General features: G+C 54.3%; 28 protein-coding genes. 14 read left to right on the top strand and 14 right to left on the bottom strand.

The annotated features are described in order from the left end of the window. Positions 1-56: 56 nt before the first annotated feature. Positions 57-3,395: a GapS6b family protein gene (gapS6b, locus tag PSJE_RS00815; protein WP_090455730.1), complete on the bottom strand. Its 3,339-nt coding sequence runs from the start codon at positions 3,393-3,395 to the stop codon at positions 57-59. Positions 3,396-3,415: 20 nt separating this feature from the next. Then, complete coding sequence (gene gapS6a, locus PSJE_RS00810; RefSeq protein ID WP_090455732.1) at positions 3,416-3,757, bottom strand: GapS6a family protein; 342 nt, start codon at positions 3,755-3,757, stop codon at positions 3,416-3,418. A 253-nt stretch (positions 3,758-4,010) separates the two neighbouring features. Here gapS6a and PSJE_RS00805 point away from each other — a divergent pair, with 253 nt between their 5' ends. Next, complete coding sequence (locus tag PSJE_RS00805) at positions 4,011-4,295, top strand: hypothetical protein (protein ID WP_090455734.1); 285 nt, start codon at positions 4,011-4,013, stop codon at positions 4,293-4,295. A 186-nt stretch (positions 4,296-4,481) separates the two neighbouring features. Next, the gene (locus PSJE_RS00800; protein WP_208601463.1) at positions 4,482-5,030 is read left to right on the top strand and encodes a hypothetical protein; all 549 of its coding nucleotides are present in this window, start codon (positions 4,482-4,484) and stop codon (positions 5,028-5,030) included. 153 nt (positions 5,031-5,183) lie between these two features. Here PSJE_RS00800 and PSJE_RS00795 read toward each other — a convergent pair whose 3' ends face one another. The 6 genes from PSJE_RS00795 to PSJE_RS00770 form a co-directional block, all read right to left on the bottom strand. Then, a complete protein-coding gene (locus PSJE_RS00795) occupies positions 5,184-6,143 on the bottom strand; it encodes a toll/interleukin-1 receptor domain-containing protein (RefSeq protein ID WP_090457897.1) in 960 nt (319 codons plus the stop codon). Positions 6,144-6,303: 160 nt separating this feature from the next. Continuing rightward, complete coding sequence (locus tag PSJE_RS00790) at positions 6,304-6,774, bottom strand: hypothetical protein (RefSeq protein ID WP_090455736.1); 471 nt, start codon at positions 6,772-6,774, stop codon at positions 6,304-6,306. Continuing rightward, on the bottom strand, positions 6,771-7,007 hold the full coding sequence (locus tag PSJE_RS00785) for a hypothetical protein (RefSeq protein ID WP_090457899.1): 237 nt from the start codon (positions 7,005-7,007) through the stop codon (positions 6,771-6,773). The genes PSJE_RS00790 and PSJE_RS00785 overlap by 4 nt, the downstream gene beginning before the upstream one ends. Positions 7,008-7,027: 20 nt before the next feature. Then, positions 7,028-7,720 carry an ImmA/IrrE family metallo-endopeptidase gene (locus PSJE_RS00780; RefSeq protein ID WP_090457901.1) on the bottom strand — a complete coding sequence of 231 codons (693 nt, stop codon included), beginning with the start codon at positions 7,718-7,720 and terminating at the stop codon, positions 7,028-7,030. Positions 7,721-8,115: 395 nt separating this feature from the next. Further along, on the bottom strand, positions 8,116-8,334 hold the full coding sequence (locus PSJE_RS00775; protein ID WP_090455738.1) for a hypothetical protein: 219 nt from the start codon (positions 8,332-8,334) through the stop codon (positions 8,116-8,118). A 149-nt stretch (positions 8,335-8,483) separates the two neighbouring features. Continuing rightward, entirely contained in the window at positions 8,484-8,792 is a 309-nt protein-coding gene (locus PSJE_RS00770; RefSeq protein WP_090455740.1) for a helix-turn-helix domain-containing protein, read from the bottom strand. Positions 8,793-8,911: 119 nt separating this feature from the next. Between PSJE_RS00770 and PSJE_RS00765 the strand changes: the two genes are divergently transcribed. The 6 genes from PSJE_RS00765 to PSJE_RS00740 all read left to right on the top strand — a co-directional run bounded on the left by PSJE_RS00765 (position 8,912) and on the right by PSJE_RS00740 (position 13,125). Next, positions 8,912-9,430, top strand: a complete 519-nt coding sequence (locus PSJE_RS00765) for a hypothetical protein (protein WP_090455741.1) — start codon at positions 8,912-8,914, stop codon at positions 9,428-9,430. A 39-nt stretch (positions 9,431-9,469) separates the two neighbouring features. Beyond that, the gene (locus PSJE_RS00760) at positions 9,470-9,661 is read left to right on the top strand and encodes an MbcA/ParS/Xre antitoxin family protein (RefSeq protein ID WP_090455743.1); all 192 of its coding nucleotides are present in this window, start codon (positions 9,470-9,472) and stop codon (positions 9,659-9,661) included. A 199-nt stretch (positions 9,662-9,860) separates the two neighbouring features. Next, positions 9,861-10,220 (top strand): hypothetical protein, encoded by a 360-nt coding sequence (locus PSJE_RS00755; protein WP_090455745.1) that lies wholly within the window; start codon positions 9,861-9,863, stop codon positions 10,218-10,220. Positions 10,221-10,332: 112 nt separating this feature from the next. Further along, positions 10,333-11,298, top strand: coding sequence for an endonuclease (locus tag PSJE_RS00750; RefSeq protein WP_090455747.1), 966 nt, complete (start codon positions 10,333-10,335; stop codon positions 11,296-11,298). A gap of 186 nt (positions 11,299-11,484) precedes the next feature. Continuing rightward, a complete protein-coding gene (locus tag PSJE_RS00745; RefSeq protein WP_090455749.1) occupies positions 11,485-11,802 on the top strand; it encodes a hypothetical protein in 318 nt (105 codons plus the stop codon). Positions 11,803-12,144: 342 nt separating this feature from the next. Continuing rightward, complete coding sequence (locus tag PSJE_RS00740) at positions 12,145-13,125, top strand: NAD-dependent epimerase/dehydratase family protein (RefSeq protein WP_235863946.1); 981 nt, start codon at positions 12,145-12,147, stop codon at positions 13,123-13,125. On the opposite strand, the gene PSJE_RS00735 is transcribed toward PSJE_RS00740, so the two are convergent. The 5 genes from PSJE_RS00735 to PSJE_RS00705 all read right to left on the bottom strand — a co-directional run bounded on the left by PSJE_RS00735 (position 13,111) and on the right by PSJE_RS00705 (position 17,835). Further along, complete coding sequence (locus PSJE_RS00735) at positions 13,111-13,503, bottom strand: MerR family transcriptional regulator (RefSeq protein WP_090455753.1); 393 nt, start codon at positions 13,501-13,503, stop codon at positions 13,111-13,113. The two genes, PSJE_RS00740 and PSJE_RS00735, sit on opposite strands and share 15 nt — an antisense overlap. A gap of 870 nt (positions 13,504-14,373) precedes the next feature. Continuing rightward, a complete protein-coding gene (locus tag PSJE_RS00720) occupies positions 14,374-15,642 on the bottom strand; it encodes an NAD(P)/FAD-dependent oxidoreductase (RefSeq protein WP_090455758.1) in 1,269 nt (422 codons plus the stop codon). After that, entirely contained in the window at positions 15,639-16,391 is a 753-nt protein-coding gene (locus tag PSJE_RS00715; protein ID WP_090455760.1) for an amino acid ABC transporter ATP-binding protein, read from the bottom strand. The genes PSJE_RS00720 and PSJE_RS00715 overlap by 4 nt, the downstream gene beginning before the upstream one ends. Continuing rightward, entirely contained in the window at positions 16,388-17,056 is a 669-nt protein-coding gene (locus PSJE_RS00710) for an amino acid ABC transporter permease (protein WP_090455762.1), read from the bottom strand. The genes PSJE_RS00715 and PSJE_RS00710 overlap by 4 nt, the downstream gene beginning before the upstream one ends. Continuing rightward, complete coding sequence (locus tag PSJE_RS00705) at positions 17,053-17,835, bottom strand: ABC transporter substrate-binding protein (protein ID WP_090455764.1); 783 nt, start codon at positions 17,833-17,835, stop codon at positions 17,053-17,055. Before PSJE_RS00705 ends, PSJE_RS00710 begins: the two co-directional genes overlap by 4 nt. 214 nt (positions 17,836-18,049) lie before the next feature. Here PSJE_RS00705 and PSJE_RS00700 point away from each other — a divergent pair, with 214 nt between their 5' ends. From PSJE_RS00700 to PSJE_RS00675, 6 genes are all read left to right on the top strand, one after another. Beyond that, the gene (locus PSJE_RS00700; protein WP_090455766.1) at positions 18,050-18,829 is read left to right on the top strand and encodes an IclR family transcriptional regulator; all 780 of its coding nucleotides are present in this window, start codon (positions 18,050-18,052) and stop codon (positions 18,827-18,829) included. 443 nt (positions 18,830-19,272) lie between these two features. Then, positions 19,273-19,482, top strand: a complete 210-nt coding sequence (locus PSJE_RS00695; protein ID WP_090455768.1) for a hypothetical protein — start codon at positions 19,273-19,275, stop codon at positions 19,480-19,482. An 815-nt stretch (positions 19,483-20,297) separates the two neighbouring features. After that, entirely contained in the window at positions 20,298-20,765 is a 468-nt protein-coding gene (locus tag PSJE_RS00690; protein ID WP_090455770.1) for a (2Fe-2S)-binding protein, read from the top strand. Beyond that, positions 20,765-23,023: a xanthine dehydrogenase family protein molybdopterin-binding subunit gene (locus tag PSJE_RS00685; protein ID WP_090455772.1), complete on the top strand. Its 2,259-nt coding sequence runs from the start codon at positions 20,765-20,767 to the stop codon at positions 23,021-23,023. The genes PSJE_RS00690 and PSJE_RS00685 overlap by 1 nt, the downstream gene beginning before the upstream one ends. Positions 23,024-23,035: 12 nt before the next feature. Further along, the gene (locus PSJE_RS00680) at positions 23,036-24,388 is read left to right on the top strand and encodes a c-type cytochrome (protein ID WP_090455774.1); all 1,353 of its coding nucleotides are present in this window, start codon (positions 23,036-23,038) and stop codon (positions 24,386-24,388) included. A 100-nt stretch (positions 24,389-24,488) separates the two neighbouring features. Then, positions 24,489-25,508, top strand: coding sequence for an XdhC family protein (locus PSJE_RS00675; RefSeq protein ID WP_090455776.1), 1,020 nt, complete (start codon positions 24,489-24,491; stop codon positions 25,506-25,508). A 141-nt stretch (positions 25,509-25,649) separates the two neighbouring features. On the opposite strand, the gene PSJE_RS00670 is transcribed toward PSJE_RS00675, so the two are convergent. Further along, the gene (locus PSJE_RS00670) at positions 25,650-26,759 is read right to left on the bottom strand and encodes an MBL fold metallo-hydrolase (RefSeq protein ID WP_090455778.1); all 1,110 of its coding nucleotides are present in this window, start codon (positions 26,757-26,759) and stop codon (positions 25,650-25,652) included. Between the last annotated feature and the right edge of the window lie 239 nt (positions 26,760-26,998).

Here is a 26,998-nt window from a genome sequence, read left to right as displayed (position 1 = left end):
CCTTTGGGGAGATGAATCGGACGGACGCATGCCTATCGCGCCAAGACTCTTTGTCGCTATTCCTGACCAGCTTCAACGGAACTCGAATCCATCACCTGGCTCCACGATCGAAGATTTTCCTTGATGGCCTCGACATCCAGAAAATGTCCTCTTGCAAAGTCCATGAAATGACCAATGACGAAATTCTTGAGAGGTTTGTTGAAGCTGATCGATGATCCCATGTACATCATCGCTGCGGCCAGCCGATACTCGATGGTGCCCACGTCATAGGCTGCCAAAAAAAGCTTCATTCCATGGTTAAAAACGTGTGAGGTGTAATTTGTCCAGGGCGTATAGGCTGGCCGAGCTGCTTTGTGACTGTTCCCCGAATAAAAGCGGCTCGTGAGGTGAGTCAAGATCATGTCCAACAGGAACAGTGACTGATCGTTTTTCAGAAAAATCTGATGCCCGTGGTTCTGGATGATCTTGAACAAAATAAACCCGGCCAGTGCATTCGGGTTCGCGGCCAAATGATGGATCTCACCGAAGGTGAGCGGCAATGGAAGCGCGCCTAAAGCATAGAGCAAGAGCCCGTGGCGTTTGTGCTCAAAGTCCGACGGTGAGCTGGCTATCGCACGCGCAACAAGTGCATTCGCATTCGCAGTTTTGTATCCCGTCGAATGATGAAGCGTGGCAAACGTTCCATCCATGCAAAGCCACGGAATGTCGTTTGCGAGCGAAAGTTGCATCGCGTCGTACGCCGTAGAGTCGATGCCTTCCTTGATCGAATAGATCTCAAGCTCGGTGTCGTGCAGGACGGGATGGGCAACAGTTGCGTTGTCCAGAATTACACGTAGTGCCTGCAGGATATGCCCATCACGGGCTCGGATATCTGCTGCGGTGGTGCGAAACAACCTACCCCCTTCAGTCACGCCCAGTGCCATGAAATTTTCTGCAGTGATTTCTTCAAGCCATTCGCTGAGGGCCTCCTTGGTAGTAGCCGGCAAAACGAACGAGACGCCTACGCTCAATAAATGCTGTGCCAGATCAGTGACGGCTAGATAACCGATACTGTAGGCATCAAGCACAACCGCTTGGGGTTCGGCTTCTCCTTCAGCGAAGAGCCACGACTTAGGAATGGAAACGTCAGTCCAGCAATTCAATGCTCCTTTGAAAGCATTGTCTGGATACAGGGCATGCCCGCGCATGAAAAGAGGAACATCGTCGACCTTTGTCGTCAGTTGTTTGTCGCCTCCAAACCCCAATTTCTCTTCCAGAAAAGGCACCATCTCAGCAGTATCCGACGGCATCTTCATCATCGCGAAGCAGTCGCTGCCGTCGTTGTGGATATGCCGAAGCTGGAGTGCGATTCGCAAGCAAGCCACATAGGGCGGTAGGCGCTGCTGAACTTTATAACTAGTCATGCCCAAGTTGGCGCTTTCGCCGATGGGCAATCTCTGAAGTAGCTCCGCCAATTGGCTGGAGGCTTTCAACGTGCACTCATTGGAAGGATGGTGGTCATCGACGATCAGTCTGATCATCGTGCTGTCGTCTTGCTCAAACTGAAAAGCGGCCTTACATAACTCCAGCTCAGGCGAATCCTCAAATTGACTCCAGCCACCGGTGATCAATCCAAAATGGAAATTCACAAGCTCGACCGCGAGCCCCCTGGGATCATCGATAAACCATTCCACCCATCTGGCTTCTGCTCGCTTGAAATTCCCTGTTTTGGTGAGGAAATAGAGTATCGCCGCCACCTCACGCGAATAATCTTGCAGCAGTGAGTCAGGTATCTGTACGTGAAACTCTTTCTGTTCAGATTCATCTCGATAGCGGTTGCGTAAGTAGCAGCCTCGATACCAGCCGTATGGCACCTTGGGCGCAAGCGCAACCATCTGGTCGCTGATGTTCATTGCCGATGCGATGTCACCCAACTGCTCATCTCTCAGCGAGCAAAAGCTCATGATCATAAGAGACGTATCCGCCCCTGCAACCCGGGATACGACGTCGTCAAAGGTCTTGTATTGCTGCGTCTCCAGCAGACACTTCAAGTGCATGACTACAAAGGGCGAAGGCCACAAAGCGTGGGCGGGTATCAATCGTGAAGTAATGCCAAGCGACTTGTGGGGCAGCTTTGCGTCGAACAGCTTTTCAGCGAGCTCGAATATTCGCTCAGGTGCGATACTTGGGATCTTGTCGCCCCAGTCGCTTAGGAAGCGGTCAACCTGGTCAGCCAACGCACTTCGTTGCAGCAGGTCACCCTCCTCTTCAGCACTACGGAATGCGCGAGCGAGAAGTCTCAGGAAAGGAACTTCCATTTCTGACGTTTCGCCAATCGGTGTTTCCTTGGATAGCCACACGCCAATCTCAGCCGGGGTCGCGAGGTGGATGAAGGGAATCACCTCCACAAGCTTTTGAGTATCTGCTACTAGAAACAGCCGACACCATGCGGCTCGTTTCTGCGGGTTTTCTTTGGCATCCCAAAGGTCTTGCTGCCATTGGGGAAGGTGCGTGCGGTCTCCGGCGATGGCTTTGAATCGGGCGGCGGTTTCGGGATGGATAGGGTCGAATACTTGGAGATTCTTTTTGAGTAGTTCAAACAGTGTTGGCGGAGCCAAGCCTTGATAGGTCTCAAAAATGGGGCATGCCATGTTATAGAGGCGAGCATCGGTACCGTCCGATCGCTCCATGAGTTCAACGACCTGCGCGGTGAGGTCGTCCAGACGTTGTTTCACCTCCGGCGAACTCAGCCAAAGATGTTGTGAGAACAGATGTCCATTCAGGGTGGAAGCGCTCGCCATCGCTTGAAGTACATCGGCGTTGTAGGACTTATACTCATCGCTCAGACGCTTCGCCATACGATTTGCCAAATCGTCCAGATCCAGTCGAAGAGCCCCTTCAACGATCCCCGTAAGCTCCCCTTCCGATAGGATGAATTGCTGGCTTGCCGCCTCAAGTTGAGTTGTATCGGCGTAGGAGCGCAAGAACGCTTCTTTGGAGTACGGCCCTGGAGCAGGTTCCGCGAGGTAATGCTCTTTTGCCGCCGATTCCCGCTCGGTGCGACGGGCCAGGCGCAGAAGAGCAGCTAAACAGACGTCTTTGACGATAGCGTTTTTGGCTGACGCTGCGTTTTTCGAAACCGTTCCCCAAGCGGTGCCCTGCTCTTCGACCTCGACCAGTTCACCATAGATGGAAATGACTTCAACCAACGCTGCTGCTTCAGGGGCTTTCTGGGCCATCGCCTTCAGCATCGTCATCTGTATCTTTGCAGTGGCCAGGTCTTTTTTGCGCAGGCTCTCGAACACCATTTCCATGGGAATGAGTAGATCAGACGGGGCCAGCGACTTGATCTCTATGTAGATCTTGTCCCTGACGTTATCGCCGCTGCCACTGTGGTGCTGCTCAATGCTAGTCAAGCGTGCTACCTCAGTTCGAATCACTTGGCGATTTTGTTGCCGGCGACGTTGTCACCGCTACCACTGTGGGTCTGTGTCACATTGGTGATCGTGGAATGTGCGACTACCGCCACCTTCGCGTTGATATCGCGAATCAAACCAATTATCGCAGGCGATTGCTCAAGACGGCGAGTAATGGCTATTTCGCTCATCCCGTCATCGATTCCCAATTTGGCAAGCTCTTCAGCCACTGCCTCTGCTACAACGTCCTCTTTGATCCATTCACTCAAGCGCTCCTTGAGCATTCCAGCACTCAGTTTCAGGCCGTGCTTGAGGACGTCGTAAACCGAGCTAGCGATGATTCCAGTAGTGATGAAGTCCATTTCGGACGCTCCTTTGGTTTGAGAGAATTGGTGGCGGCCATGACTTGGCTTCCTGGCTAAACCTACTACTCGCATGACCAAGCGCATAGGGCAGTGAGAACCAAAATCAGTATTTTTTAGCGCTACTTAACGCGGTATTAGACTGGATCTGTGGTCGAGCTTCTAGAGGGATCACGGCTGACAAAATTCTACCATCCGCTACGCAGTCATCTAATCTCACAATAGCCATTCTCGGCTCAACAAGGAGGTATCGATGTCTGTCTACATGGTCACGTGGAATCTCAACAAGGAACGCGGTAATTACGATCAGGCTCGTCGAGCATTCATCGCGCATTTGGAACGCTACCCAAATACCAAAGACTCGGGACTGGAGACTGTGCGATGGATTGAGAGTCATGCCACTCCAACCCAGATCAGTGACGATCTTAAGCTTAAACTGGACAACAACGATCGCATCTTTGTCACAAAGGTAAACAGCGGAGAACGTGAAGGTTGGCTTGAAAAGAGCGTTTGGGATTGGATCAATGCGCGAGTCTAAGGTTGCCTTTCGCTGATTGAACCTTGGCAATCGCTAAAGTGATTGGCCTCCCCGAAAAAGGCAGGTGCTTGCACGTGCCTTTTACCCAATGTACCTAATGAGTTATTAGAAGGCGATGCCCAGCCTACGCGTTGAGTGGCGTATCGTAAGAGCCAACGTTCTTGGCAATGGACTGGAGTTATTAGAATGGAAATTTCGCGGAGCACCATGTACCAGCTTTTTGAAGACGCATTCACCCGCTTCTTGGTCAAGGACGCAGCTAGCATCAGGGACAATACTGCCGAAAGAAATCTCTGCGGTCGGCTCGCAATGCAGTTCGAAAGCTTGCTTCCCTCGTACAGTCTTGAAGGTTACTGCGCAGATCCTGAGTACAACAGAAAGCAAGGCGGGAAGATCAAGACTGTCCTATTGAATAATACAGAGGTGATCAACGTCACCTGCGATCTCATCGTGCACAGTCGTGGGGAGAAAGGACGGGATAATCTAATCGCCATTGAAATGGCCAAGCCCGATAAAACTGCTGAACAGATACACTCGGATAGGCTGCGACTGATGGCTCTCACCAAAAAAAGCTTTGACGATGTCTGGTCGTATGACGGTGTCACTCATCCCGAGCACGTCTGTGGATACCTTTTGGGGGCGTTCATCATGGTCGATCGCATCAATCAGGTTGCATCGGTTGAGTTCTTCGAAGGCGGAGCGCCGAAGACTAACGGGCGGGCATTTGCGTTGTAGCTTCTCCGGTCTGACGACGGTGCCCGTCGAATATGGACGGGGTACCGACGTCGAGGGTGAAGGAAATGCAGAGCCGATGCCGCAGAGGTGGAAATCGGCGCCTTCCGCGCAATGGGTTGGCCGGGCGAACAAAAGATTCCGCTGCACCAGCTGTTACCGTTGCAGCCGCTCCAAGAGTTGGGCCCAAAAGAATTCAGCAGCCCCCTCTTGGCTCAGCTTGTTCGCGCGACCTGAATAGTGCGACCCCATTAGCGTCTTAAAATAAATGGCCTGATCGTCAACCTCGACCGACAACGCCTCATTGTATCCGTTGCTGGATATCTGGCCGGAATAGGTAATGCTGTTTCGATCGAAGCTTTCACCAATAGCGATGGCACACTCTGCAGCGACCTTTCCTTCTCGATAGATCGAGGCTGTAAATCGCACATCACTGACTCGCCGAAAGGTGCCCTGGATACCCGGGTTGCGCGCCTCAAGCTCAATTAATGAGTTCTCAAAAAAACGCCGCATGTAGTCGAAGCTATCGTGAGCGAACTGGTCTTTGTCAAAGTCGGTAAAAGTTTTACGTAGCCTGAGGTTGCTCGACCGGATGACGTCCGCCAGGGCTGAAATCTTCACGGACGTGGAAGGCGCTCCCTGAAATAGTCCTTGCTCAATCGAATTTGCCGGACTGCGGGACATCTCCTGAATGAGCAATCGGATCTGCCGTACCACGTCGGTAAAGGCCTCATCAAGATTCGTCCAGCTTGTGATCGGCTTACCATCCTGGGGTACCGCCATTAGCTTTCCGAGAGGGCTATGACTCCAGTCACAGGCCCGCAGGATAACCGGTACGACCTTGCACTCACCTTTCGCATGTCGTTCCAATGCGCGCTGCATCTCAATTGAGTAACAGTAATGCGAGCTTAAAAAACTCGCACTTACCAAGAGTAGGATCACCTCGGCCGAGTCGATATGCGAGTCAATTGCTCCATCAAGATTTTCCCCCGGGAGGATACGACGGTCATGCCACGACTCCACCGCCCCCTCATGCTTCAAGGAAGCCAAATGTTTCTCTAGCTGGTCTCGAAGAGCTTCGTCGTCATGACTGTACGAAAAGAAGATTTTGGCCATTGCCTTCCCCAAATGCATCCATTGTCACGACGTTACCATGGCTTCTCAGGTCTGTATGAATCTGTGGAAGGCATTCTGGCGTCGTCGAGATCGAAAAGTCATCCAAGACGACTTTACGCCACAATGACCGCCTCATTGTGGTATCTCTGACAAATCTACTCTAAGCCTGCGACACCCAAAAAACCTCGGATTCCCCTCCTCCACTTTCCGTCGTCCACCGCAGCTTAACCTGGTACCGAAGCGGACTCGCTAAGTGAAAGCTCGCCAACAGTTTTACCGTGCTGCGAGGCTTGAGCTCAGGGCACGGCAAGAGATCACGCGCCGTCACCAGAGGGTTGTCGGGACTATCAATCAGCTCCAGATCGACATCAAAAGCACTTCCCTGCCCCGTATTCGTGATGATGAAATAGCTCGTTTTGGCCAAGCTCGTGATATGCACACCCAGTTGCGGAACCGCTTTCTCCAGCTTGGCGATTTCGAGTGAATCGATTTGTCGCAGGGCGAGCTCTGAGGTGATCTTGGCTAGGTCTTCCTGCACCTGACCCAGTTTTCGGCCGCGAACCAAAGACACGGTAGACACAACCAGAGCGAGAAGAGACGCCAGCAGCGTCAACGTTTCATACAAAGTCATTTGAGCTTGCCCTTGAACAGACCTTTCAGCATTTTTTCCACCTCAGCTTTGATTTCGGGAATCACTACCCCCATCGCCTGGTCGAGTCCCACCTGGCGGATGTCGTCCACTGGAAAAGACTGAGCGCAGGTAACGCAGGTGACCCAATCACCGTCACTCAAAATCTGCGGCTGTTCGAATTGAGTACCACCGCATTGAGGACATTGAATGGTGTGCTGCTCGGAAATGTTCATGTCGGTCTCCAGGTTGGATGTCATGGCCACACCACCAGTCCGAGCTCTTTGATCCGAAGCGCCATCGCGCTGTCGGAGACCCGAAATTGTTTAGCCAGGGAATTCATTCTTCGGCCGCCAAAGTTTTCACAGCGAGCCAAGGCAAACTCGCGATCCAGGGAGCCCTGCGAAGCATATTGCAACGAGTCAGGATCGTTGTGGTTCAGGTGGAAGGACGTCGTTTCGGTAAACTTAAAGGCGCCTTTGCATCCAAACTGCGCTTCAAAATGCGCCGTCAGAAGGTTCGGCGGCATGAGAAAGCATGCGGCGAAATAATCCGCTTCGCGTTCAATGTCTGATCTATGACCGGCATTGGCAGAGCCGTCCAGTGGACGGTCACGGAGCATGATCTGACCCTCGTGCAGCATGAAGTGCCCCACTTCATGAGCGCCAGTAAACCGCTGAACTTGCTCAGGGTAGGCCATCGAAATGGCAATTTTGTTGGCCTGGCGATCGATGAGTCCCGCGATTCCTGGGCCCTGGCCAGAACGCATGAATTTGGTGGAGCCCAGGTTTGGGAGCGTCAAGTATTCAACATCCAGCAGGTACGCTGCAGCGTCGGGTTCTAGCATTTGAAGGGGCATCAGCTGTCGATTGGGCCACAGCACTTCCTTTTGCTTCCAAATTTCCCGATGCAGCAGCGCGACTTCTTGCTGAATATTGGATCTATTCATAGAAAAACACCACATGATGTGCCATTCAATAAATTAAAGCACAACATGTAGATTCGGCAATTTTTTTGGATCTGTTTATCACCAGCTTTTTATGGCGATTGGAGTCATGAGTCCCTAGCCGCTCTATCTGGAGATTCAAGGGTCAATAGAATGTGACGAAGTGCATCCGAATTCCGAACATAATCATTGTCGCCAAAGCAGTTGGTGATCAGGCCACGCAGCTCTAGTAAGTCCCCGGCTTCAGCCAGAATATCAGCCTGTACGACAACACCGGCGCGTTGTAAATGGCCGATATCCTCAGCCCTTCACTTCTGTCTTGCGGATCTGATTGATTTTTTTACAGCGGCTCGACGTGTCATTTGCAAGCCGGCTACAGCAGAAGTAGAGGGTAAAGCTCATGAACAACGACTGCGCTTGAATTCCACCAATGCCTCAAGCGCCTGCGCGACACTCATTCCCTCTCGCTCTCTATTGATCATAAAGTCCGCGTCGAAGGCAGCAGGATCAGTGTCTGTAATGTCTGGATAGCCTGCTTCGGCATGCTTTCGTGCGTTATCAATCACCGATTGCAACCCCTCATGCTCCGCCAGTGACACCGTCTTTTTTTGATTCAACAGGGTTACTCCAGTCAGCGGTTAGAGGCAGATCTTAGGCCAGGCCGGCGACAGCGGGAACGCTGAAAAATGGCACAGCGAAAACAAGGCGATCTATCCCCGCCAACGTGGGGGCAACGCGACGTGAAAAATTCTATCCGATCCCAACCTCAGTGATTGAAAGCAAGACTCTCAGCCAAATCGATCACCTGTTTTCGATCGTCTTTTTTCAGGCAGTGAAAGCACTGCAGCAGGTGCGCCTCACCATCGTCCTCACAATAAAAGTACGCCGCTGGCAGATTAAGGACAGCAGCAATCTGCTGCACGGTGCTTTCCCCTGGCTCGTGCACACCCTTCTCGTATTGATTCATCCGCGCTGAGGCCGAAGCAGGTTCGATCCCTGCGTCTATCCCCAAGCGTTCTTGTGAATAGCCTGCTGCCTTTCGCGCTTCTTTTAGACGCTTGCCGAACGTGGTCATTTTCTTAGCCGAAAGACTAAGAGATTCTTAAATTCTCTTTGACGACGTACTAAGACTTACTTAGGATTCTGTAGAAATATCCTTTTGCCATCACTCCGCAACGCAGGACAGCGATCAACATGAAGGAAATGCAGATCGTAGACGGGCGACTCGACGAAAAATCGCGCGGCTTCGGCGGCGACATGGTCAGCTACCACTATTGGAAAATTGACGGCAAGAAGCTCGAAACCCTCGAAATCCCAGATGTGCTAGATGCTCACGTCAAGGCAGGGGATCGGGTGCGAGTGACATCTCAGCTGGGCAAAGACAAGGTCGCCAGAATCTGGGCCATCCAGGTTGAGGGTGAGCCGGTTCGGTCGGTCGTTAACATTCCCTTCATTGCGGTGTCGCTGGGCCGACTAAGTATCTTTCCGTTGATGGTCGCAATTTTCACAATCTTCGTAGCCTACGGTTTTTGGCAAGCCAGCGAGCACCACGGAGGTTTCCATGGGACGAGTTATCAAATGGGCTGGATCGCGCTGAATCTATTCGTCGCGTACAGGTTCATGATTAAACCTGTGCGAAATATCACGCGCGGCATCGTCGCGTTTCGCGAATATTGCGCCAAGGCACAAACTTCGACCTCGACCGCTGGCTAAAACCGAGCAGATGCCGGCAATTCTCCCGAGAGCCAGAAAATGAATTACGTTGAGTTGGTTCAACACCAGGCAGAGCAGGTATTTGGCAACAAAATGAAAGCCGATCATTGGCTGAATCAGCCGTTAGTCGAGACCAGTGGAAGCTCGCGGCTGCAAGCGGCCCACAGTGAAGCGGGATACGAACTCGTGAAGGCAGAGCTCGAAAGACTCAGTCACGGGTTCGCCTGTTAGCACGAGTCCCATCCTCCAAAACCTGGAATCAGCGCGATTGGTTTTGATCTCAAAACCACCGACAGCGAAGCCCTTCTCCGGCACGTTGAGGAGTCCATACCGATGTCAGACGATCCGCGTGAGGACGTTCGATTGCTGGACTCGTTACTTGAATTGAAAGGCGCGTCAGCGTCAGATCTCAAGGATGATACATAGGCTCATGGCAATTACTGTTCCCCAAGAAGGAAAAATTTGGCAGCTTGCCGCTGCGACACTGGGCGTGGAGAGCTTGGCGCACCTGGTTGTTGAGCTCTTGGCCAGCTATGTGAAAACCCGCCCAGTGGATATCCTCGGTTACCTACGGAGTGAGTGGCTGGGTGCTGAAGCGTTGCAGGCTCTCCTTGAAGGCCAGCGTTTGGCTGCAAAGGGGCCTCGGTTGTTCGAAGACAATCCTAACGCCGTCGCGTTGCCTAACGGCCAACGCTACCATCTGTTGCGCGGTATCGTAGGTGCGTTGCCACCAGATACGTTGACGAAAGACTTGTTGGAGTGGAGATTGCAACTCGATCTCGGGGTGTGAGGCTCAGATCACTGAAGCAAACTTTTCATGCCGCCGGTGGTTTCCTGTCTTCCGTCGGCAGACATTGAGGCGTGCGTATAATGCACGCCCCCTAATTTGCTAATGTTTTCCAATGAAAAAACTGCTGTCCGTAGTAACGCTAACCCTCGCAGTAATTGCCCCCGCCTTCTCTAGCCCTCCCTCGACCTTCTCCGAAGCCAAGGTCATAGCCAAGCAGAAAATCTACCTCGACCAGGCGAACAGCTCCATGGGCGAGTTGTATTGCGGCTGCAAATGGACATGGGTGGGGAAATCAGGTGGCCGGATCGATTCCGAGTCTTGCGGCTATCAAACCAGGAAGCAGCAGAGCCGTGCTGAACGGACTGAGTGGGAACACATCGTTCCTGCCTGGACATTCGGTAACCAACGCCAATGCTGGAAGAACGGCGGACGGGAGCACTGTGTGGATGATGATCCCGTGTTTCGAGCAATGGAGGCAGACCTGTTCAACCTCTACCCATCTGTTGGGGAGGTGAATGGCGACCGCAGTAATTTCAACTACGGTATGGCCTCCGGGGTAGCGCCGCAGTATGGGCAGTGCAAGACACGGGTTGACTTCGATCAACGAGCTGCGGAGCCGCGTGACGAGGTTAAAGGGCTGGTCGCCAGGACAACCTTCTACATGTTCGACAGATACAACCTGAGCATGTCTCGTCAGCAGCAACAGCTACTGATGGCCTGGGACAAGCAGTACCCGGTTTCGGCCTGGGAGAAAGAGCGAGATAAACGCATTGCGGCAATCATGGGGCACGCCAATCCTTTCGTAACCGGTGACCGACGTTGGTCGCAAGGATACAAAGCGGTTGGTGATGGGGTAGTTAGCGCCCTTCCTGGCAATCCTCCGCGAGCCGCAACCCAGCCAACCCTGGCGAGCGCGACCGGGGTAGGTACGATCATTGGTAACAGGAAGAGTCAGGTGTACCACCTCTCAATGGGGTGCCCTGGTTATGGTCAGGTGTCGGCGAAAAACCAAATTACTTTTGATTCTGAATCTGACGCCCTGGCTGCGGGATATCGAAAGGCTGGCAACTGTAAATAGCTGCTCCTCACGGAATTAATGCAGGCCTGGTAGGGAGACTGCTCAAAGCTTTATGGGGTAAGGGACACCTCGGCGGGGGGCAGATGCAGACATGCTCTCTCCCTCCCGCTGAAGAGCAAAAATCAGAAGCGCAGGGATCGACCACAGGCTATGCTCGATTCACCAACCCGTTCTGGGAGCGTCGCCATGTTGATTGAAATAGCTGACCTACCGGGGCTGATGCACACCGCCGACGAAGCCATGCAAAATCTGCAAGCCGCTCGCGAGCAGTGGCTGACGCTACAAGCCAAGCTGTTTGCCGTTCCACCGGATCCGGTCGACGTTGCCGCTTGCGAGGCCCAGGCAGAGGTGGTCAAGCAAGCCAAAGCCGACTATGACTTTCACGCTGGCTACGTCTTGGCCAGCCTGCGCAGCGCGCTCATCAAGGCTGACGTCAGGGCTAAGGCGGAGGCAGAACGCTCGGAACAACGCCGCTTAAATTTGTCCACTCGCCCTCTCATATGATGAACAATCCAACAGGAGCTGCTCCGAGCAAATTGAAGAGCAGACTTTTCGTTTGATTGCTTATTCAGTGCCATCTGAATAACTTGTACGTGCCAAGCAATTGGCAATTACTCGTTTCTCAATTCGATCGTGCAGTGCTCGCAACACTATTTTGAGAGGTGCATATGATCGATAGATCAGCATCGTGGTGTGCCCCCTTTTGCTCAATTCTGGCGCTCCTCGAACCAGTGAAGACTCTGTGTTGCCATCTACGATAAGGCCTGATTCCAGCGCTTGACTCTGTCCCTAAGGACAACCCACACCCTGCCTTATCTGTTTCAGATTCAGCGGATAAGGTATTCCATGAACACGCTATCAATGGTCACCGGTGCCAATGGGCATTTGGGCAACACCTTGGTTCGGGCACTGCTAGCCCGAGGGCAACAAGTACGCGCTGGCGTCCGTGACCCAGCCCAAAGCGCTGTCTTGAACGGGCTCGACTGCCAGTTGGTACGCGCCGAACTACAAGACCTTGACTCACTGCGCCAGGCCATGCAAGGAGTGGACGTGCTGTACCAGGTAGCGGCAGTGTTCAAACACTGGGCGAGGAATCCACACGCCGAGATCATCGATGTCAACGTGCAAGGTACGCGTAATGTGTTGCGGGCCGCCGCCGAAGCCGGAGTCCGCCGTGTGGTCTATGTCAGCTCAGTAGCAGCGGTTGGGCACAACGGCCAACGCCTAAATGAAAACAGCTGGAACACCGATCGGAACAACCCGTACTACCGCTCAAAAATCCTTTCTGAACGCGTTGCCTGGGAGACTGCCCAATCCTATGGCTTGCCAATGGTCGCGGTGTTGCCCTCGGCAATCATCGGCCCCCATGCCACGCGGTTGACCGACACTATGGGATTTCTTGTGGCCGTGCTGGCGCGCAAACTGGTGCTTGACCCGAACTTCTACTTTAACTTTGTCGATGTGCGCGACGTGGCCGATGGCCTGATCCGCGCAGCTGAAAAAGGCCGCCCCGGCCAGCGCTACATACTAGCTAATCAGCGGGCTTCATCACTGGCTGAGGTGATTGAGGTGCTCAACACGCTTTGCCCCGGCTATCGTTCGCCGCGCCGCGCACCTAAAGCCTTGTTGATGCTGATTGCCTGGCTGCAAGAACAAAGGGCACGGTACACCGGTCAACCAGCCCAATTGCTGCTCAGCCAGGTGCAGATGTTTTATGGGGTGCATCAGGTTTACTGCATCGACAAAGCCATCAATGAGCTGGGCTACCGGCCGCGCTCGCCGCAGAGCGCCCTCAAGGAAGCGTTTGCACACCTAATGGCTCGCTGATGCCTGCGCAGTGCTTGGCACTGATGCAGATGCGAATTTCTGATTGATCTGTTGTTGCAACAGCGTTAGTTGCTGCTCCCGATTCTGCAAGGCCAGGATCTGTGCTTGGAGCTCTAAGCGCTTGGCCTCAATGCCCTGATTGGCCAGGGCAAGGGGAAACGGGGCCTGATGTTGTTTGGCTGCCAACAACTCGCTCATCTCTCCCAGTTTGAACCCCACCATCTGAGCAGTGCGTATCATCTGCACCAGCGTCAAGTGATGGGCCGAGTACAGCCGATAACTACCAAGGCGTTGTGGGGCCAGCAGGCCCAACTGCTCATACAAACGAATAGCTTTGGGAGTGCACGCCGACAACTTGGCAAGCTCACCTATGTACATACAACTCCCTCCTCCTCAGCCAGCTCCAGTCCCACAGTTTAGTGGCTGTGGCTATGTGTTGTCTTGGGGCATCCTCATGCTCAGCGGGATTGCACGTGCACGTGCAAGAGAGCGGCTGAAACCCACACTCAATGATGTGACGAAGCTCTAAGGTGGAAATCATCCGTGCTCCTGTTGGTCAGGGTCTACAAATTTTTGCTCATTGCCGGCGGTCGTCAAACGAAGCCCGGAAAAACCATGACGAGATCTTTCGATATTTGAGATTCAGCCAAACTTGCATGATGCTCCGTGCCCTTACGCTTCCTACCCCAACGGTAAATCTGGAAGAACGAAGGCAATCGCTGTCATAAATTGTCTCAGCTCAACCCTGCCTCGATCTTGAAATCGTCCTGGTTAGCCGGTAGTTCTAGTCCACCAATGTCATGAACGGAAAGCAACCATGCAAGCAAGATTCAGAGTGATTGAGACGACCACACTGGACGATGGCAGCAAGCGATACAGGGTTGTCGACCTTGTACAGGGAGGCTCAGCCAGCAAGCATGGTGTGTTCAAAGCTAGAACAGAGGCGGAGGCTGTTTGCTCGACATTGAATGCTGATCATCCTATTCAGTTGGCAACGCGGGCATTGCATAGCACCTAGTGTGAACAGATACGGCATCTCATATGCAATGGCTTATTTTCCGCCAAACTTGAATGACGACGCAGAAGCCAATCATTCAAACTTGAGCAGTAGGAGCCCTTCCATAGGCACTCCCACGACATGGGTACACGGCTTTGCTTCTGAGCTTTTATCTCATTTTCTGACTGCCGTTCCCCTTACATCGCGCGGCATGAATCACGCAGCTTCTGACGCTGATAGCTGAGATTTCTTCAGCTCACATTTAATCGGTCTAACAAGCTGTACCAAGCCACCCCCGCGCCAATGTAGAAGCGCTGCAGCCCATGTAATGGTAACCGTTGCAATGGCGACACCGGATAAGCAAAAGCCGCATGGCGGTCACACAAGCGTCCTGCCAACTGCTGCCCAAGGCTGGTACACAAGGCAATCCCCCGCCCATTGCACCCCAGCGCCAAGGTGAGCCCCGGCGCCGGTTCGTGAACATGGGGCATGAAGTCCCGAGTAATCGCGATCCGGCCAGCCCAGTGATACTCAAACTCCAGTGGCCCCAACTGCGGAAACAGCAATGCCAGCGAGCGTTCAAGGTGAGCAAAGTCGGTTGGCCCAGTAGGATCGTTGAACAACCCGCGCCCGCCCATCAACAGACGACCGTAGGCATCCTTACGGAAATACAGCAGCAGTCGTTGCGACGTAGAAACCGTTTCCTGCCCTGGCAAAATACTTTCGGCTACCGACCCGCTCAACGGTTTGGTGGCGACGATAAAACTATTGGCGGCCAATATGCTCTGCGCCATCCCCGGCCACAGGTTGCTGCTGTAGCCGTTGGTTGCCAGTACCACCTGATCCGCCGTGACTTGTGCGCCGCAGGCAGTCTGCACTTGCCACCCAGAGCCCTGGCGCTGCAACTCAGTCACGGCACTCTGGCCGTGAATCCGCACACCTGCCGCCAGCGCCGCGCGCACTAATCCGCGTGCGTAGGCCAAAGGCTGAATCGACCCCGCTCGACCATCCAGCCAACCGCCGGCAAAGGCTTCACTGCCCATGCGCGTAGCCACTGCGCTGGCATCCAGACACTGCACCGGCACACCACGACGGGCCCACTGATCCGCCCGGGCATGCAGCCCGGCCACGCCTTTGTCCGAGTAGGAAACCTGCATCCAGCCCTTTCGTATCGGCGCGCAATCAATCTCATGCCGCTTGATCAGATCGAACACCAGGTCAGCAGAACTCGACACGGTGTCGATCAATGGTTCAGCGCGCTCAGCGCCGTACATTTGCACCAGTTGATCCGGATCGTATTTCAACGTCGGGTTGACCTGCCCACCATTACGGCCCGAAGCGCCCCAACCAGGTTCGTTAGCTTCCAGGACGCAGACCCTTACACCCTTCTCCGCCAGATGCAGGGCCGTCGACAAACCGGTATACCCCGCCCCCACAATCGCCACATCCACCTTCAACGACTCGCTCAACGCTGGTGTTGGTACGGCAGGTGGTGCCGTCGCTGCCCAAAGTGACTTCATGACAGGCTCCGGGTGCTGGCGGTCGGATGCAGTACCCGGCGCAAAAAGTCTTGGGTTCGCGGCTGCTGCGGATTGCCCAGGACTTGCTCCGCCGGGCCGCTTTCAACGATGTAACCGCCATGGAGGAAGCACACGCGGTCAGCCACTTCGCGGGCAAAACCCATTTCATGGGTGACCACGATCATGGTCATGCCTTCATCTGCCAGGGTACGCATGACTGCCAGTACATCACCCACCAGTTCAGGGTCGAGGGCCGAGGTAGGTTCGTCGAACAGCATGGCTTCGGGCTTCATCGCCAAGGCGCGCGCGATGGCCACCCGCTGTTGCTGGCCACCGGAAAGTTGTTCCGGATAGGCGTCCGCCTTTGCCGAGAGACCAACCTTTTCCAGTAAGGCCAAGGCTTCTGCACGCGCTTGATTGGGTGACTCACCCTTGACGTATACCGGGCCTTCCATGACATTTTCCAACACAGTGCGATGGGGAAACAGGTTGAAACGCTGGAACACCATGCCCATGCGGCTTCGCAGCGCGTGCACGGTTTTACTGCCCCGTTGCACGGTTTCGCCGAACGCGGTGATAACACCGCCTTCGTAGGTTTCCAGTGCATTGATGCAGCGCAGCAACGTGGACTTGCCCGAGCCGGAGGGGCCGATCAGGCACACCACCTCCCCTTTGGCGACGTCAAGGTCTACGCCGTGCAGCACCCGGTGGCTGCCGTATTGTTTTTGCAGTTGGCGAATCTCGATCATGCTTTTTTCCTCCGGCTCAGATGCTGTTCCATGCGGCGCAGGCCATACACCAACGGCAGGCTCATCAGCAGGTAGAGCAAAGCCACCAGGGTATAAACAGTCATGTTCTGAAAGGTGGATGAGGCAATCAATTGCCCTTGGCGCGTCATCTCGGCGACGGTAATGGTGGATACCAGTGAGGAGTCCTTGAGCATCATCACCAAGGTGTTGCCATAGGGTGGCAAGGCGATACGGAATGCCTGGGGCAGAATCACGCGGCGCATCATCAGTACCGAGCGCATGCCCAAGGCTTCGGCGGCTTCGCGCTGTCCTTGCTCCACGGCGATGATGCCGGTGCGAAAGTTCTCGGCCTGATAGGCGGAATAGGCGATGCCCATGCCGATCACCCCAGCTTGGAAGGCGGTCAGGTGAACGCCCATGTCCGGCAGTACGAAGTAAATGTAAAACAGCTGTACGATGATCGGCAGGCCGCGAATCACGTTGATCACCGTACTCGCCGTTACCGACAGCACACGGATCGGTGACAGCTTGAGCAGCGCCAACACCAGGCCGATCGCGCTGCTGAGGAGGAACGACAGCACGGTGATCTGGATAGTCACCCAGGCGCCCTGAAGTAGGATGGGTAAAAAATCCACGGCGCTTTGCAGGAATTCAGTGGGGCTCATAGGTTCACCTGGGCATCAAGCCCCCACTTCTTGAGGATATTTGCCAGGGTTCCGTCAGCCTTGATACTGGCGATGGCCTGATTCAATCGCTCGAGGGTTTCGGTATCGCCCTTGCGCACCACCAGGCAAACCTCGCCGACATTGGTGGGTTTGTAGTCGGCGGCTAGTTTCACGCCTTTGAACAGGTTCTGCCGGATCTGGTAGGCCACCACCGGCTGGTCACCCACGGCAGCCTTGATGCGACCCAGGGACAGGTCACGGATCATTTCGCCAATGGAGTCGTAGGTGCGGATCTCCTTGAAGATGCCGAGCTTGTTGAGCTGGTCGTAAAAAATGGTGCCGGCCTGTACACCAACGACCTGATCTTTGAGCGGGCTTAGGTCGGGGTATGCGGCATTGTCATCGGCGCTGATGATCAGGCCTTCACCGTAGGCGTAGACCGGGCTACTGAAGTCGACGACTTTTTTACGCTCTTCGGTTTTCAGCATGCCGGCGGAAATGAAGTCGAGCTTTTCGGACGTTAGCGAAGGAATAAGCGCGGCGAAGTTGGTCTGTTCGATCTGGCTGGTGAAGCCCCCGGCCTTGCCTACCGCCTGCGCAACATCGACCATCACCCCCTGAATGCTGTTGCTCTTGATATCAAGGAAGGTAAACGGCGAACCGCTGGCGGTTGCACCAACTTTGTACGAGGTCGCACTGGCCGCGTGCGCGGTGGACACGCAAAGGGTGGCGCATAGGCCGAAGGCAAGGCGGCGAAACACGTGTGAAAGACTGTTCATCGGGTTACTCCAGAAGGAAAACGGATTGTCAGTACCGCTAGCGGCAAGAGAACAATCGCAAGCCTCATGCCATTCCGATTATTCTAGAGTGCATATCGATTGATAAATTACGATAAATGATTCATTCGTATCGATATGCGATATTTGATGGTCAATTTTTGCTTTGTGGTGTAGAAATCTCCTGAGAGTTGATCCAACTGACAACGAGTGGGCCATGACCGAAGAACGCAACAGTTTGCATAATCAATCCCTAGAAAAAGGCCTGTCGGTACTCAAGGCATTCAGCGCACAGCGCCGTAGCATGAGCCTTGCAGAGGTGGCTGACGCCGCTGGCATGACCAAAAGCTCCGCCCAGCGCATGGTGTTTACTCTGGAAAGCCTTGGTTACCTTCGGAAACACTCCCGCACACGCCATTACCAACTGACACCACGTGTGCTGGAACTCGGCTTCAGTTACCTGGATGCCCATTCGCTGATTGAAGTGGCCAACCCGTTCCTTTCCGAACTGACGCGCCTGACCGGTGAGACCTCCTGCCTTACTGAGCCAGCGGGCTACGACATGACCTACATTGCGCGATTTGTCAGCTCAGGTTTTGTGCCGGTGCATATGCCGATTGGGTCGCGCGTGCCGATGTATTGCACTGCGTCCGGCAGGGCTTACTTAAGCGCGCTGCCACAGGATGAAGCGTTGGTGTTGATTGAAAATAGCCAGCGAATCGCTCACACCAGCCATACGTTGACGCAGGTCGACAAGATCCTGGAGTCTCTTGAGGAAGTGCGCGAGCAAGGTTATGCGGTCAATACCCAAGAACTTTTTCTCGGTGATATGACCATCGGTGCACCCGTGCTGGGCGCTAATGGCCGACCGGTAGCTGCGGTGCATGTGGTAGCACCTACCAGTCGCTGGAGCCGCGCGGATGCCGAGCGGCAACTGGCACCGGCGCTGTTGCAATGCTCTCGTGCGTTGACCAACTCCGCGCGGAATTTAGATTGATCTCAAAGCGGCAGGGAGGGATCGTTTCTGCGCTTTTAATGAAGCCAGTTACGAAGTTTAAGTCGGTACGTGTTGCCGGCTTCTTTAAAACTGCGCTTTCAGCAGAGATCGCACCACACAGTCAAGATTTAAGGTGATTGACCACCACACTAGGCGATGACACCACGCGATAGAGGTCGTGGATTTTGTACAGGGAGGTTCAGCTAGAAAGCATGATGTGTTCCGGGTCAGGACAGAGGTGGACGCTGTTTCCTCAGTGCTGAACACTCGATACCGTTGGTGCGTGGATGTTCCTACTTTGCCGACAGAGCATCTCGCTCGCCCTTATGCAGATGCTTAGAGAGCTGATTTCTAAAATGGAAGCGGTAATCTTAATCGCCCGGTAGGTAGAACGGGAATAGCACCAGCCTGCTACGCTGACCTCTTTCCATGGAGGTATCCCCGTGTCGGATTCAGACCTACTCCCTTCCCTACTCTTCAAGATCAATCAGAACCAACTCGCCCTCGAAGCTGCAATCATGGAGCTGACGCTTTGGGTTGAGCAGCGTGGATCAGCGGAAGTCGCCGGCAACGTTCGTGGTGCTTTGGACACAATCAGCAAGAATGAAGAATTCATCAACATGACGCTTGCTGTGCTCATGACACCTGAGTGATCTGGTCGACCTCCCCATCGTGGATGACCTTCAGGATTGTCGAAAGAAGGAACAGCACGCTGGGCTAAACTGCTACTTCGCGCAGCAGTTCTTCTAGATCAGGAGGGAAGCGACGTAGCGGAAACGCGCGGACTCATTCCGTCCACGTGTTGCCATCCGGCCCCCATACACTGAAAAAAACGCCGCGAAGACGCGAGAAACCGAGCCAAAGACCTCGCGTCAATCATTCGCCAGAAAACCCACTTGCAGCAGCACCTAACGCCAGTCGACTACTCAAGAAGCTGAACAATTGTTTCGAGCCACGATGTAGTTCGCGCTCAACTGCGGGAAGCGGAACCTATGTTATCGGGCAAGCCGAGTACGGTAATTACGCGCCGTCCAGAAACCTCACTAGCTCAATCCGCTCGGATACTTGCCTGATCCTCTGAACCTTCAAGGTAGAAGATAGGAATAACGACTCCTGGAAGTTAGAGTCTGGCGAGAACAAACCAACGCCCCGCCCTACCTACTCCAATGGATGGCTCCTCTCACCTGAAATAAGGACGAAAAATCCTAGAGGGAAGCGTTGTAAGAAAAGCACTACCTCTGATACGAGCTCAGCGAAGCCAGCGCGTTCTCGGGTGCTCACTGGCAGTAGCGAAAAATAGTCTTACGGTCTTGACCACAAAGACAATTCGCAACTGCACAGATAGGAGACATTCGAACCCCGCATGGCCAAGTTCCTGAAGCCGATTGAGGGGCATTTTGCGGGTAGAGCGGCTAAGTGCGCCCAACCGCTTATTGCGCTAAATCAACCGATGATCTGCGGGTGAGTCATGGAATTACGAATCAATCAGAAGACCTACCAAGTCGATGCCGACGACGACACACCACTGCTTTGGGTCATCCGGGATGACTTGGGTATGACTGGAACAAAGTACGGCTGCGGCTTGGCCCAGTGTGGCGCATGTTCGGTTCTGGTAAATGGCAATATCGTTCGATCTTGCGTCACCCCGGTCTCTGGAGTGATTGGCCTTGAAGTCACAACCATCGAGGCAATCGAAACGGACGAATTAGGGAAACGCGTGGTGGATGCCTGGATCGAGCATCAAGTCGCCCAGTGTGGATACTGCCAATCCGGGCAAGTTATGGCGGCCACCGCCTTGCTCAAACACAACCCCAAGCCAACTGACGCTCAGATCTCAGCCGCCATGATCAATCTGTGCCGCTGCGGTACCTACAACTCGATTCGTGCGGCAGTCCATGAACTCGCAGGAATGACTGCGCAGAAGGAAGGTGTCTAATGAGCATTCGGATCAAGTCTGCTCAGGACGTCTTGAACTGGCCTTCGAGCGATCCGGTCAACCTGTCCCGTCGCCGCTTTTTGACAGGAACGGCAGTAGGCGCTTTGGTGCTCGGTTTCGGCCTTCCGCTCGGCTCATCTAGGGTACAGGCAGCCGCCGCTGCCGCTGCCGCTTCTGCCGAACGCGGAACCCAAGTACCAGCTTTTCTGGAGATCCGGCCAGACAATACTGTTCGCCTCCTCTCCCCATTCATGGAAGGCGGACAAGGCACTTTCACCGCAATGGCGCAAATAGTCGGTGAGGAGTTGGACGCTGACCCGTCGACCTTTCTTGTTGAAAGCGCCCCTCCCGGCGAAGAATACGTTGTGCTTGAGAACGGCTGGCGAATTACTGGCGGAAGTATGTCGGTGCGCATGAGCTATCCGGTCATGCGCCGTCTCGGCGCCCTGGCACGTGCGATGCTCTTACAGGCAGGTGCGGAGAAACTCAGAGTACCTGTGAGCGAACTGTCCACCGAGCCTGGGAAAGTAGTTCATATCGCCTCCAGTCGTTCCATCGCCTACGGCGAATTGGCGCAACGCGCTATGGATTTACCGGTGCCCAACCCGGGAAGTGTGCAGCTTCGTGATCCAAGTAAATTCCGATGGATCGGCCAACCAGTGAAACGCCTCGATGCGTATGACAAATCCACTGGCAAGGCGCTATACAGCATCGACTTGAAAGTGGACGGCATGCTACACGCCGCAGTGCAGCATGCGCCTCGGCATGGTATGACGGTGGGTAGTCTGCGCAATGAAGACCAGGTGAGAGGAATGAAAGGCGTGCATTCCGTACACCTGCTCCCAGGTGCAGTTGCCGTGGTAGCTGAACGCTGGTGGCACGCCAAACGCGCAGTGGAAGCGATTCAGGTCAATTGGCAAGAGCCTGGCGGTGACTCCAAAGTACGCCCGATGCCGGCAGACTTTTCCAGCGACGAATTCCTAAAACAATTGTCCGTTGCACAAGGCACTTCCCGAGATGCCGAAAAAGAGGGTGACGTTGCCGCAAGCCTTGCTAGCGCGAAAACAACGCTTGAAGCCACCTACCAGAACCAATACCTGCATCATGCTCAACTCGAGCCCCCTTCAGCGCTGGCACGATTCAACACTGATGGATCTCTGGAAATCTGGCTGCCAAACCAAGCTCCGGATATGTTCCGAGCCGACATCGCCAAACGTACCGGACTGGATCCTTCAAGAATCACTGTGCACTCCCCATTATTGGGCGGTTTCTTTGGACGGCACTTTCTTTACGACTCAGCGAGCCCCTACCCCCAGGCCATCGCTCTTGCGAAGGCAGTTGGCCGTCCTGTGAAGCTAATCTGGAGCAGGGAGGAGGAGTTTCTCCGTGATGTGCTTCGCCCGGTGGCAGCTGTCAGGTTTAGAGCCGCTTTAGATGACGATGGCATGCCCGTGGCGATTGAAGCCATCAGCGCAACTGAAGGCCCAACAGAGGCCATCGCAGGAAAGCAGGGCGAAAAAATTGATGAGACGGCTATCGAGGGACTCGCAGGTAAATCATATGCAATTGCTAACAAGCGGATCGCTCAGATCTACGTTAAAGGCCCGGTCATGCTTGGCTACTGGCGCTCGGTTGGCAACTCCCTGAATGACTTTTTCTATGAGGCTTTTCTCGACGAGATTGCCGATAAAGGCGGCAAGGATCCATTCGAGTTGCGTCTCCGTCTTCTGCGTGACAACCCGCGCCTTACGAAATTGCTACAGACCGCAGGCGAGCTTTCGGGAGGCTGGAAGCGTGGCCCGTTCATTGCCGAGGATGGCACTAGACGAGCCCGTGGCGTAGCAATGGCCTCACCTTTCGGCACCCATACTGCCGTGATTGCCGAGGTATCAATCGAGAATGGACAGGTTAAGGTGCACGACATCTGGCAAGCAATTGACCCAGGCAGCATAGTCAATCCGGCAATTGTGGAAGCGCAAGTCAACGGTGCCGTGTCTCTGGGTTTATCTCAAGTGCTGGTGGAGGAAGCGGTGTACATCAACGGCAAGCCTCGTGCCAGTAACTATGACCTGTATCCAATATTGCCCCCGTCGAGAATGGCGCGCGTGCATGTAAGGGTCATTGAAAGTGGGGAGAAAATGGGTGGTATCGGCGAGCCGCCATTGCCTGCGGTGGCGCCTGCTGTAGCCAATGCCGTCTCACAGCTAACAGGGCAGCGTATTCGCAGCATGCCATTAAGCCGATACACCTTCACCTGACCTGGAGCGCCCATGAACAACAGCCGATTCGTAAGAACCGCTGGCTGGTTGGCTTTGCCATGCCTGGTCGCGGCAGCATTACTCGCTTGGTATGTCACCCGCGAGCCAAAATCGCTCCTGGAAGATGAACAGACTGCCGGGGTCGACATCGCTCCCAATCTTGTAGCGCGTGGTGAATACGTAGCGCGTCTGAGTGACTGCGTGGCGTGCCATAGTGTACCTAGCGGATCTCCGTTCGCCGGAGGTCTTGAAATGGCCACCCCTCTTGGTGCGATTCACGCTACAAACATTACTCCTGACCGGGAAACGGGCATCGGCAACTATAGTCTGGGCGACTTTGACCGAGCAGTGCGCCACGGCGTGGCTCCGGGTGTACGTCGTTTGTACCCAGCCATGCCTTACCCCTCATACGCCAAGCTCAGCGACGAAGACATGCGCGCGTTGTACGCTTTCTTCATGAAAGGTGTGGCACCCGTTAGGCAGGCAAACATCCCGAGCGCAATACCCTGGCCGCTGAACATGCGCTGGCCCATCGCATTGTGGAATGGTGTTTTCACGGACACCGGATCCTATGCCACAAAAACTACGCAGGACGCCTTGTGGAACCGTGGAGCCTACATTGTTCAAGGCCCTGGTCATTGTGGTAGCTGTCATACGCCACGAGGGTTGGCATTCAACGAAAAGGCTCTCGATGAATCTGGTACTCAGTTCCTCGCCGGTGCTTTGCTGGACGGCTGGTACGCCCCAAGTCTTCGCGACGATCACAATTTTGGCCTTGCAAGATGGAGCGAGCCCGAGATCGTCCAATTCCTGAAAACAGGCCGTAACAAGCACGCCGTGGTGTTTGGATCGATGACCGAAGCGTTTAACAATTCTACGCAGTTCATGAGCGACCATGATCTGACATCAATCGCCCGCTACTTGAAGTCGTTACCCGGTGACAGGCAGCGCGACGGAAAACCGTGGCAATACGAAGCAGTGTCAGCGGCTACGCAAATGGACGCTCCTGGTGCCCATACCTATGTAGAGCGCTGCGCCTCCTGCCATGGATTGGACGGCAAAGGCCAGTCTGAATGGATGCCGCCGCTGGCGGGAGCGACTTCAGCACTGTCCAAAGAAACTGCCTCAGCAATTAACATCACCCTCAATGGCTCGCAGCGGGTGGTCGCAGCAGGTGTCCCGGACGCCTATCGCATGCCAGCTTTCCGTGAACAACTGTCGGATAAGCAGATTGCTGACTTGCTGACTTTCGTTCGCAGCACTTGGGGCAATCAAAGCGACGCGATCACTACAGAAGCGGTCGGTAAGCTGCGCGAGAAAACTGACCCAGCAAGCAGTAGCCCAATCATCTTGCAGATGCGCTGAGAACTGCCGTAGTCGTAAGCAAAGAGAATGTTGACCTCCAATCAGCGGTTCGTTTGAACCTCAATAAACGGGTCACACAAGAGAAGGATGATTGACTCGGATGGAAAGCATCGACCTATTAGTTCTACGAAGTGCTCGAGACTGGATCGCTCAAGGCGACAACGTCTTGCTCGCCACTGTCGCGCGCACTTGGGGGTCATCCCCCCGACCTGTTGGCTCCATGATGGCTTTGCGAAATGATGGCCGCGTAGTTGGAAGTGTTTCAGGAGGGTGCATTGAAGACGACCTTATCCATCGCTTTACCCAAGCGTACGGTGAACAAGGCATCTACGCAAAACCACCACAGCTGGTTCGCTATGGCGTTAGTGCGGTTGAGGCACATCGATTTGGTCTGCCGTGCGGGGGTACCGTTGAGCTGATACTCGAGTTCTGCCCCTCCCTAACTCTCCTCGTCCGGCTGTTAAGCGAGCTAGACGCGGGATCTTTAGTCAGACGCCAGGTAGCGCTAAGTGACGGTGCGGTTGAGCTGGCACCTACAGCCATTCCCGAACGGTTTTGCTTTGATGGCAAATATATGGTGAATACGCTTGGGCCAGGCTTTCGAGCGCTGTTGATAGGGGCAGGCGCGCTAGCGGAATACCTTGCGACAATGGCGTTATTTAACGGCTTCTCAGTATCAGTCTGTGATCCCCGATCTGAGTATATGAGTGGTTGGAGCGTCGATGGCGTGGATAAAATTGTAGGTATGCCGGACGACGCCGTTCGTGATTTTGCTCCTGATATGCGCACCTGTATTGTCTGCCTCAGTCACGATCCCAAACTCGATGACCTCGCTCTGATTGCAGCCCTGGAGAGTTCCGCATTCTATGTAGGCACGATAGGTTCACGACGAAACGATCAGTCTCGCCGCGAGCGTCTTATAGAGCACTTCGGCCATTCCGAAACGAGTTTGCAGCGCCTGAGAGGCCCTATCGGAATTTATATCGGTAGTAAAACTCCTGCCGAGATTGCTGTGAGCGTTATGGCTGAGATCATTGCTGCAAAAAATGATGTTTTCTTACCGAATGAGTCGCAAGTTGCCATCGCAAAGGGAGAGCGTGAGCGACGACTCCTTTCCTGATGCTCCTATTGCCGCGACAGCCTCTTCACCCGATGCAGCAAGGCGTTTCTCTGCCGAGGCGTCTCTACGTTCAGAAAGACGACTAGATTGCCCCTATGGCGCTTGAGTGTCTGGTTATCGGAAGTATCTGAAGCTGCCGCCCTACCACCAAGATGGAAAGCTCTGCTGTTCGCCGTCGAGAAACATCGGCTGCCCTATTTTCGGCGTCCACAGGTCATAGCCGCGATTCTGAGTTGAAACAGCGAGCCGTTTGAAGGGGTCATCCCATGCATGCGGAGCAAGGGAAAAACGACCTACGTGCCCTGGTACCAGCACCTTTGTCCGCAAATCTTGCGCAGCTTGTGCGGCCTGCTCTGGATTCATATGCACATTGGCCCAGCGCGGATCATACTGGCCGGTGTCGAGCGTTACCCAGTCGAATGGGCCATGCTCACGACCGATTGCAGCAAAGTGCCCTGCGTAACCGGTGTCTCCACTGAAAAACAGGCGACGACTTGGGGAAATCAAAGCGAAACCGACCCACAGCGATTGATCTCGGGTAAAAACACGGCCAGAGAAGTGTCGAGCCGGTGCAACAAGTACCTGCAACCCAGGTGCACTGCCAACAGATTGGTTCCAGTCGGCTTCAGACACCGTTCGCATGTCATACCCCCACGCCTCAAAATGGGCGCCTACCCCTAGGCCCACGACCACCTGCCTGACTTTATGCTTCAAGGCTGTAACTGTCGGATAATCCAAGTGGTCGTAGTGATCATGGCTAATCAAAAGAAAATCGATCTCGGGCATGTCTTCTGCGCTGTAGATGCTAGTGCCTTCAAAGGCAGTGTTGGTGAAGGGAATTGGGGACGCGTTTGAGCTCAACACTGGATCTATTAGAACCCGCTGCCCATTGAGCTGCACGTAGTAAGACGAGTGGCCGAGCCAGACCACTAAGTCTTGGGCACGATCAAGCGCCTTCAGGTTGGTCTTGATGGATGGAACGATGTCGGGAGGTCGAACATGGCTTTCAGGCTCAAAAATCATCTCGGCCCACATAGCCCATTCGGACTGATCAGTTGTGCGCATCGGAGTTTCGATCTGATTGCGAAATGCGCCATCAATATAGTTAGGCGAATGAGAAATCGCCTCCAAACGCGCGCCGCTGGGTAACGCACCCAATACAGGCGGCAGCAGATATCCGGTCGCAGCACTGAGCCCCACCACCGCGATCCCAGCTAGTGCTATCAGGGCAAGAGCTCCATGCATTTTCATGATGAAGGCGCCACCTATGCGCTCTGCGGTGGATTAGTCAAAGGGGAGTCAGGCAATCATCACACTGCTAGGAAGATGCATGTGCAGGATGGCATGGCCAAGTTGCGCAAATACAGAACCGATATTCGCACCCATCAGTCCTGAACCCAGGATGCCAATTTTCATAAGCGATTTCCTCCGAACGCCCCCACATTGACCGGTGCATCCAGACACGCGCGGAAGCCACCGGCTATCTAGCC

It is taken from the genome of Pseudomonas jessenii (genome assembly GCF_002236115.1).
GTDB classification, from domain to species: domain Bacteria; phylum Pseudomonadota; class Gammaproteobacteria; order Pseudomonadales; family Pseudomonadaceae; genus Aquipseudomonas; species Aquipseudomonas jessenii.
This window is presented reverse-complemented; position numbering and strand designations above follow the sequence as displayed.

Bases quoted from the DNA above. Each gene is read 5' to 3' on its own strand.
- PSJE_RS00700 (WP_090455766.1), top strand. From the start codon at position 18,050: ATGACCGAAGAACGCAACAGTTTGCATAATCAATCCCTAGAAAAAGGC.
- gapS6a (WP_090455732.1), bottom strand. From the start codon at position 3,757: ATGGACTTCATCACTACTGGAATCATCGCTAGCTCGGTTTACGACGTC.
- PSJE_RS00745 (WP_090455749.1), top strand. From the start codon at position 11,485: ATGTTGATTGAAATAGCTGACCTACCGGGGCTGATGCACACCGCCGAC.
- PSJE_RS00800 (WP_208601463.1), top strand. From the start codon at position 4,482: ATGGAAATTTCGCGGAGCACCATGTACCAGCTTTTTGAAGACGCATTC.
- PSJE_RS00710 (WP_090455762.1), bottom strand. From the start codon at position 17,056: ATGAGCCCCACTGAATTCCTGCAAAGCGCCGTGGATTTTTTACCCATC.
- PSJE_RS00790 (WP_090455736.1), bottom strand. From the start codon at position 6,774: ATGACTTTGTATGAAACGTTGACGCTGCTGGCGTCTCTTCTCGCTCTG.
- PSJE_RS00760 (WP_090455743.1), top strand. From the start codon at position 9,470: ATGAATTACGTTGAGTTGGTTCAACACCAGGCAGAGCAGGTATTTGGC.
- PSJE_RS00675 (WP_090455776.1), top strand. From the start codon at position 24,489: ATGGAAAGCATCGACCTATTAGTTCTACGAAGTGCTCGAGACTGGATC.
- PSJE_RS00720 (WP_090455758.1), bottom strand. From the start codon at position 15,642: ATGAAGTCACTTTGGGCAGCGACGGCACCACCTGCCGTACCAACACCA.
- PSJE_RS00805 (WP_090455734.1), top strand. From the start codon at position 4,011: ATGTCTGTCTACATGGTCACGTGGAATCTCAACAAGGAACGCGGTAAT.
- PSJE_RS00765 (WP_090455741.1), top strand. From the start codon at position 8,912: ATGAAGGAAATGCAGATCGTAGACGGGCGACTCGACGAAAAATCGCGC.
- PSJE_RS00735 (WP_090455753.1), bottom strand. From the start codon at position 13,503: ATGTACATAGGTGAGCTTGCCAAGTTGTCGGCGTGCACTCCCAAAGCT.
- PSJE_RS00755 (WP_090455745.1), top strand. From the start codon at position 9,861: ATGGCAATTACTGTTCCCCAAGAAGGAAAAATTTGGCAGCTTGCCGCT.
- PSJE_RS00670 (WP_090455778.1), bottom strand. From the start codon at position 26,759: ATGAAAATGCATGGAGCTCTTGCCCTGATAGCACTAGCTGGGATCGCG.
- PSJE_RS00715 (WP_090455760.1), bottom strand. From the start codon at position 16,391: ATGATCGAGATTCGCCAACTGCAAAAACAATACGGCAGCCACCGGGTG.
- PSJE_RS00750 (WP_090455747.1), top strand. From the start codon at position 10,333: ATGAAAAAACTGCTGTCCGTAGTAACGCTAACCCTCGCAGTAATTGCC.
- PSJE_RS00705 (WP_090455764.1), bottom strand. From the start codon at position 17,835: ATGAACAGTCTTTCACACGTGTTTCGCCGCCTTGCCTTCGGCCTATGC.
- PSJE_RS00780 (WP_090457901.1), bottom strand. From the start codon at position 7,720: ATGAATAGATCCAATATTCAGCAAGAAGTCGCGCTGCTGCATCGGGAA.
- PSJE_RS00740 (WP_235863946.1), top strand. From the start codon at position 12,145: ATGAACACGCTATCAATGGTCACCGGTGCCAATGGGCATTTGGGCAAC.
- PSJE_RS00680 (WP_090455774.1), top strand. From the start codon at position 23,036: ATGAACAACAGCCGATTCGTAAGAACCGCTGGCTGGTTGGCTTTGCCA.
- PSJE_RS00685 (WP_090455772.1), top strand. From the start codon at position 20,765: ATGAGCATTCGGATCAAGTCTGCTCAGGACGTCTTGAACTGGCCTTCG.
- PSJE_RS00690 (WP_090455770.1), top strand. From the start codon at position 20,298: ATGGAATTACGAATCAATCAGAAGACCTACCAAGTCGATGCCGACGAC.
- PSJE_RS00795 (WP_090457897.1), bottom strand. From the start codon at position 6,143: ATGGCCAAAATCTTCTTTTCGTACAGTCATGACGACGAAGCTCTTCGA.
- PSJE_RS00770 (WP_090455740.1), bottom strand. From the start codon at position 8,792: ATGACCACGTTCGGCAAGCGTCTAAAAGAAGCGCGAAAGGCAGCAGGC.
- PSJE_RS00785 (WP_090457899.1), bottom strand. From the start codon at position 7,007: ATGAACATTTCCGAGCAGCACACCATTCAATGTCCTCAATGCGGTGGT.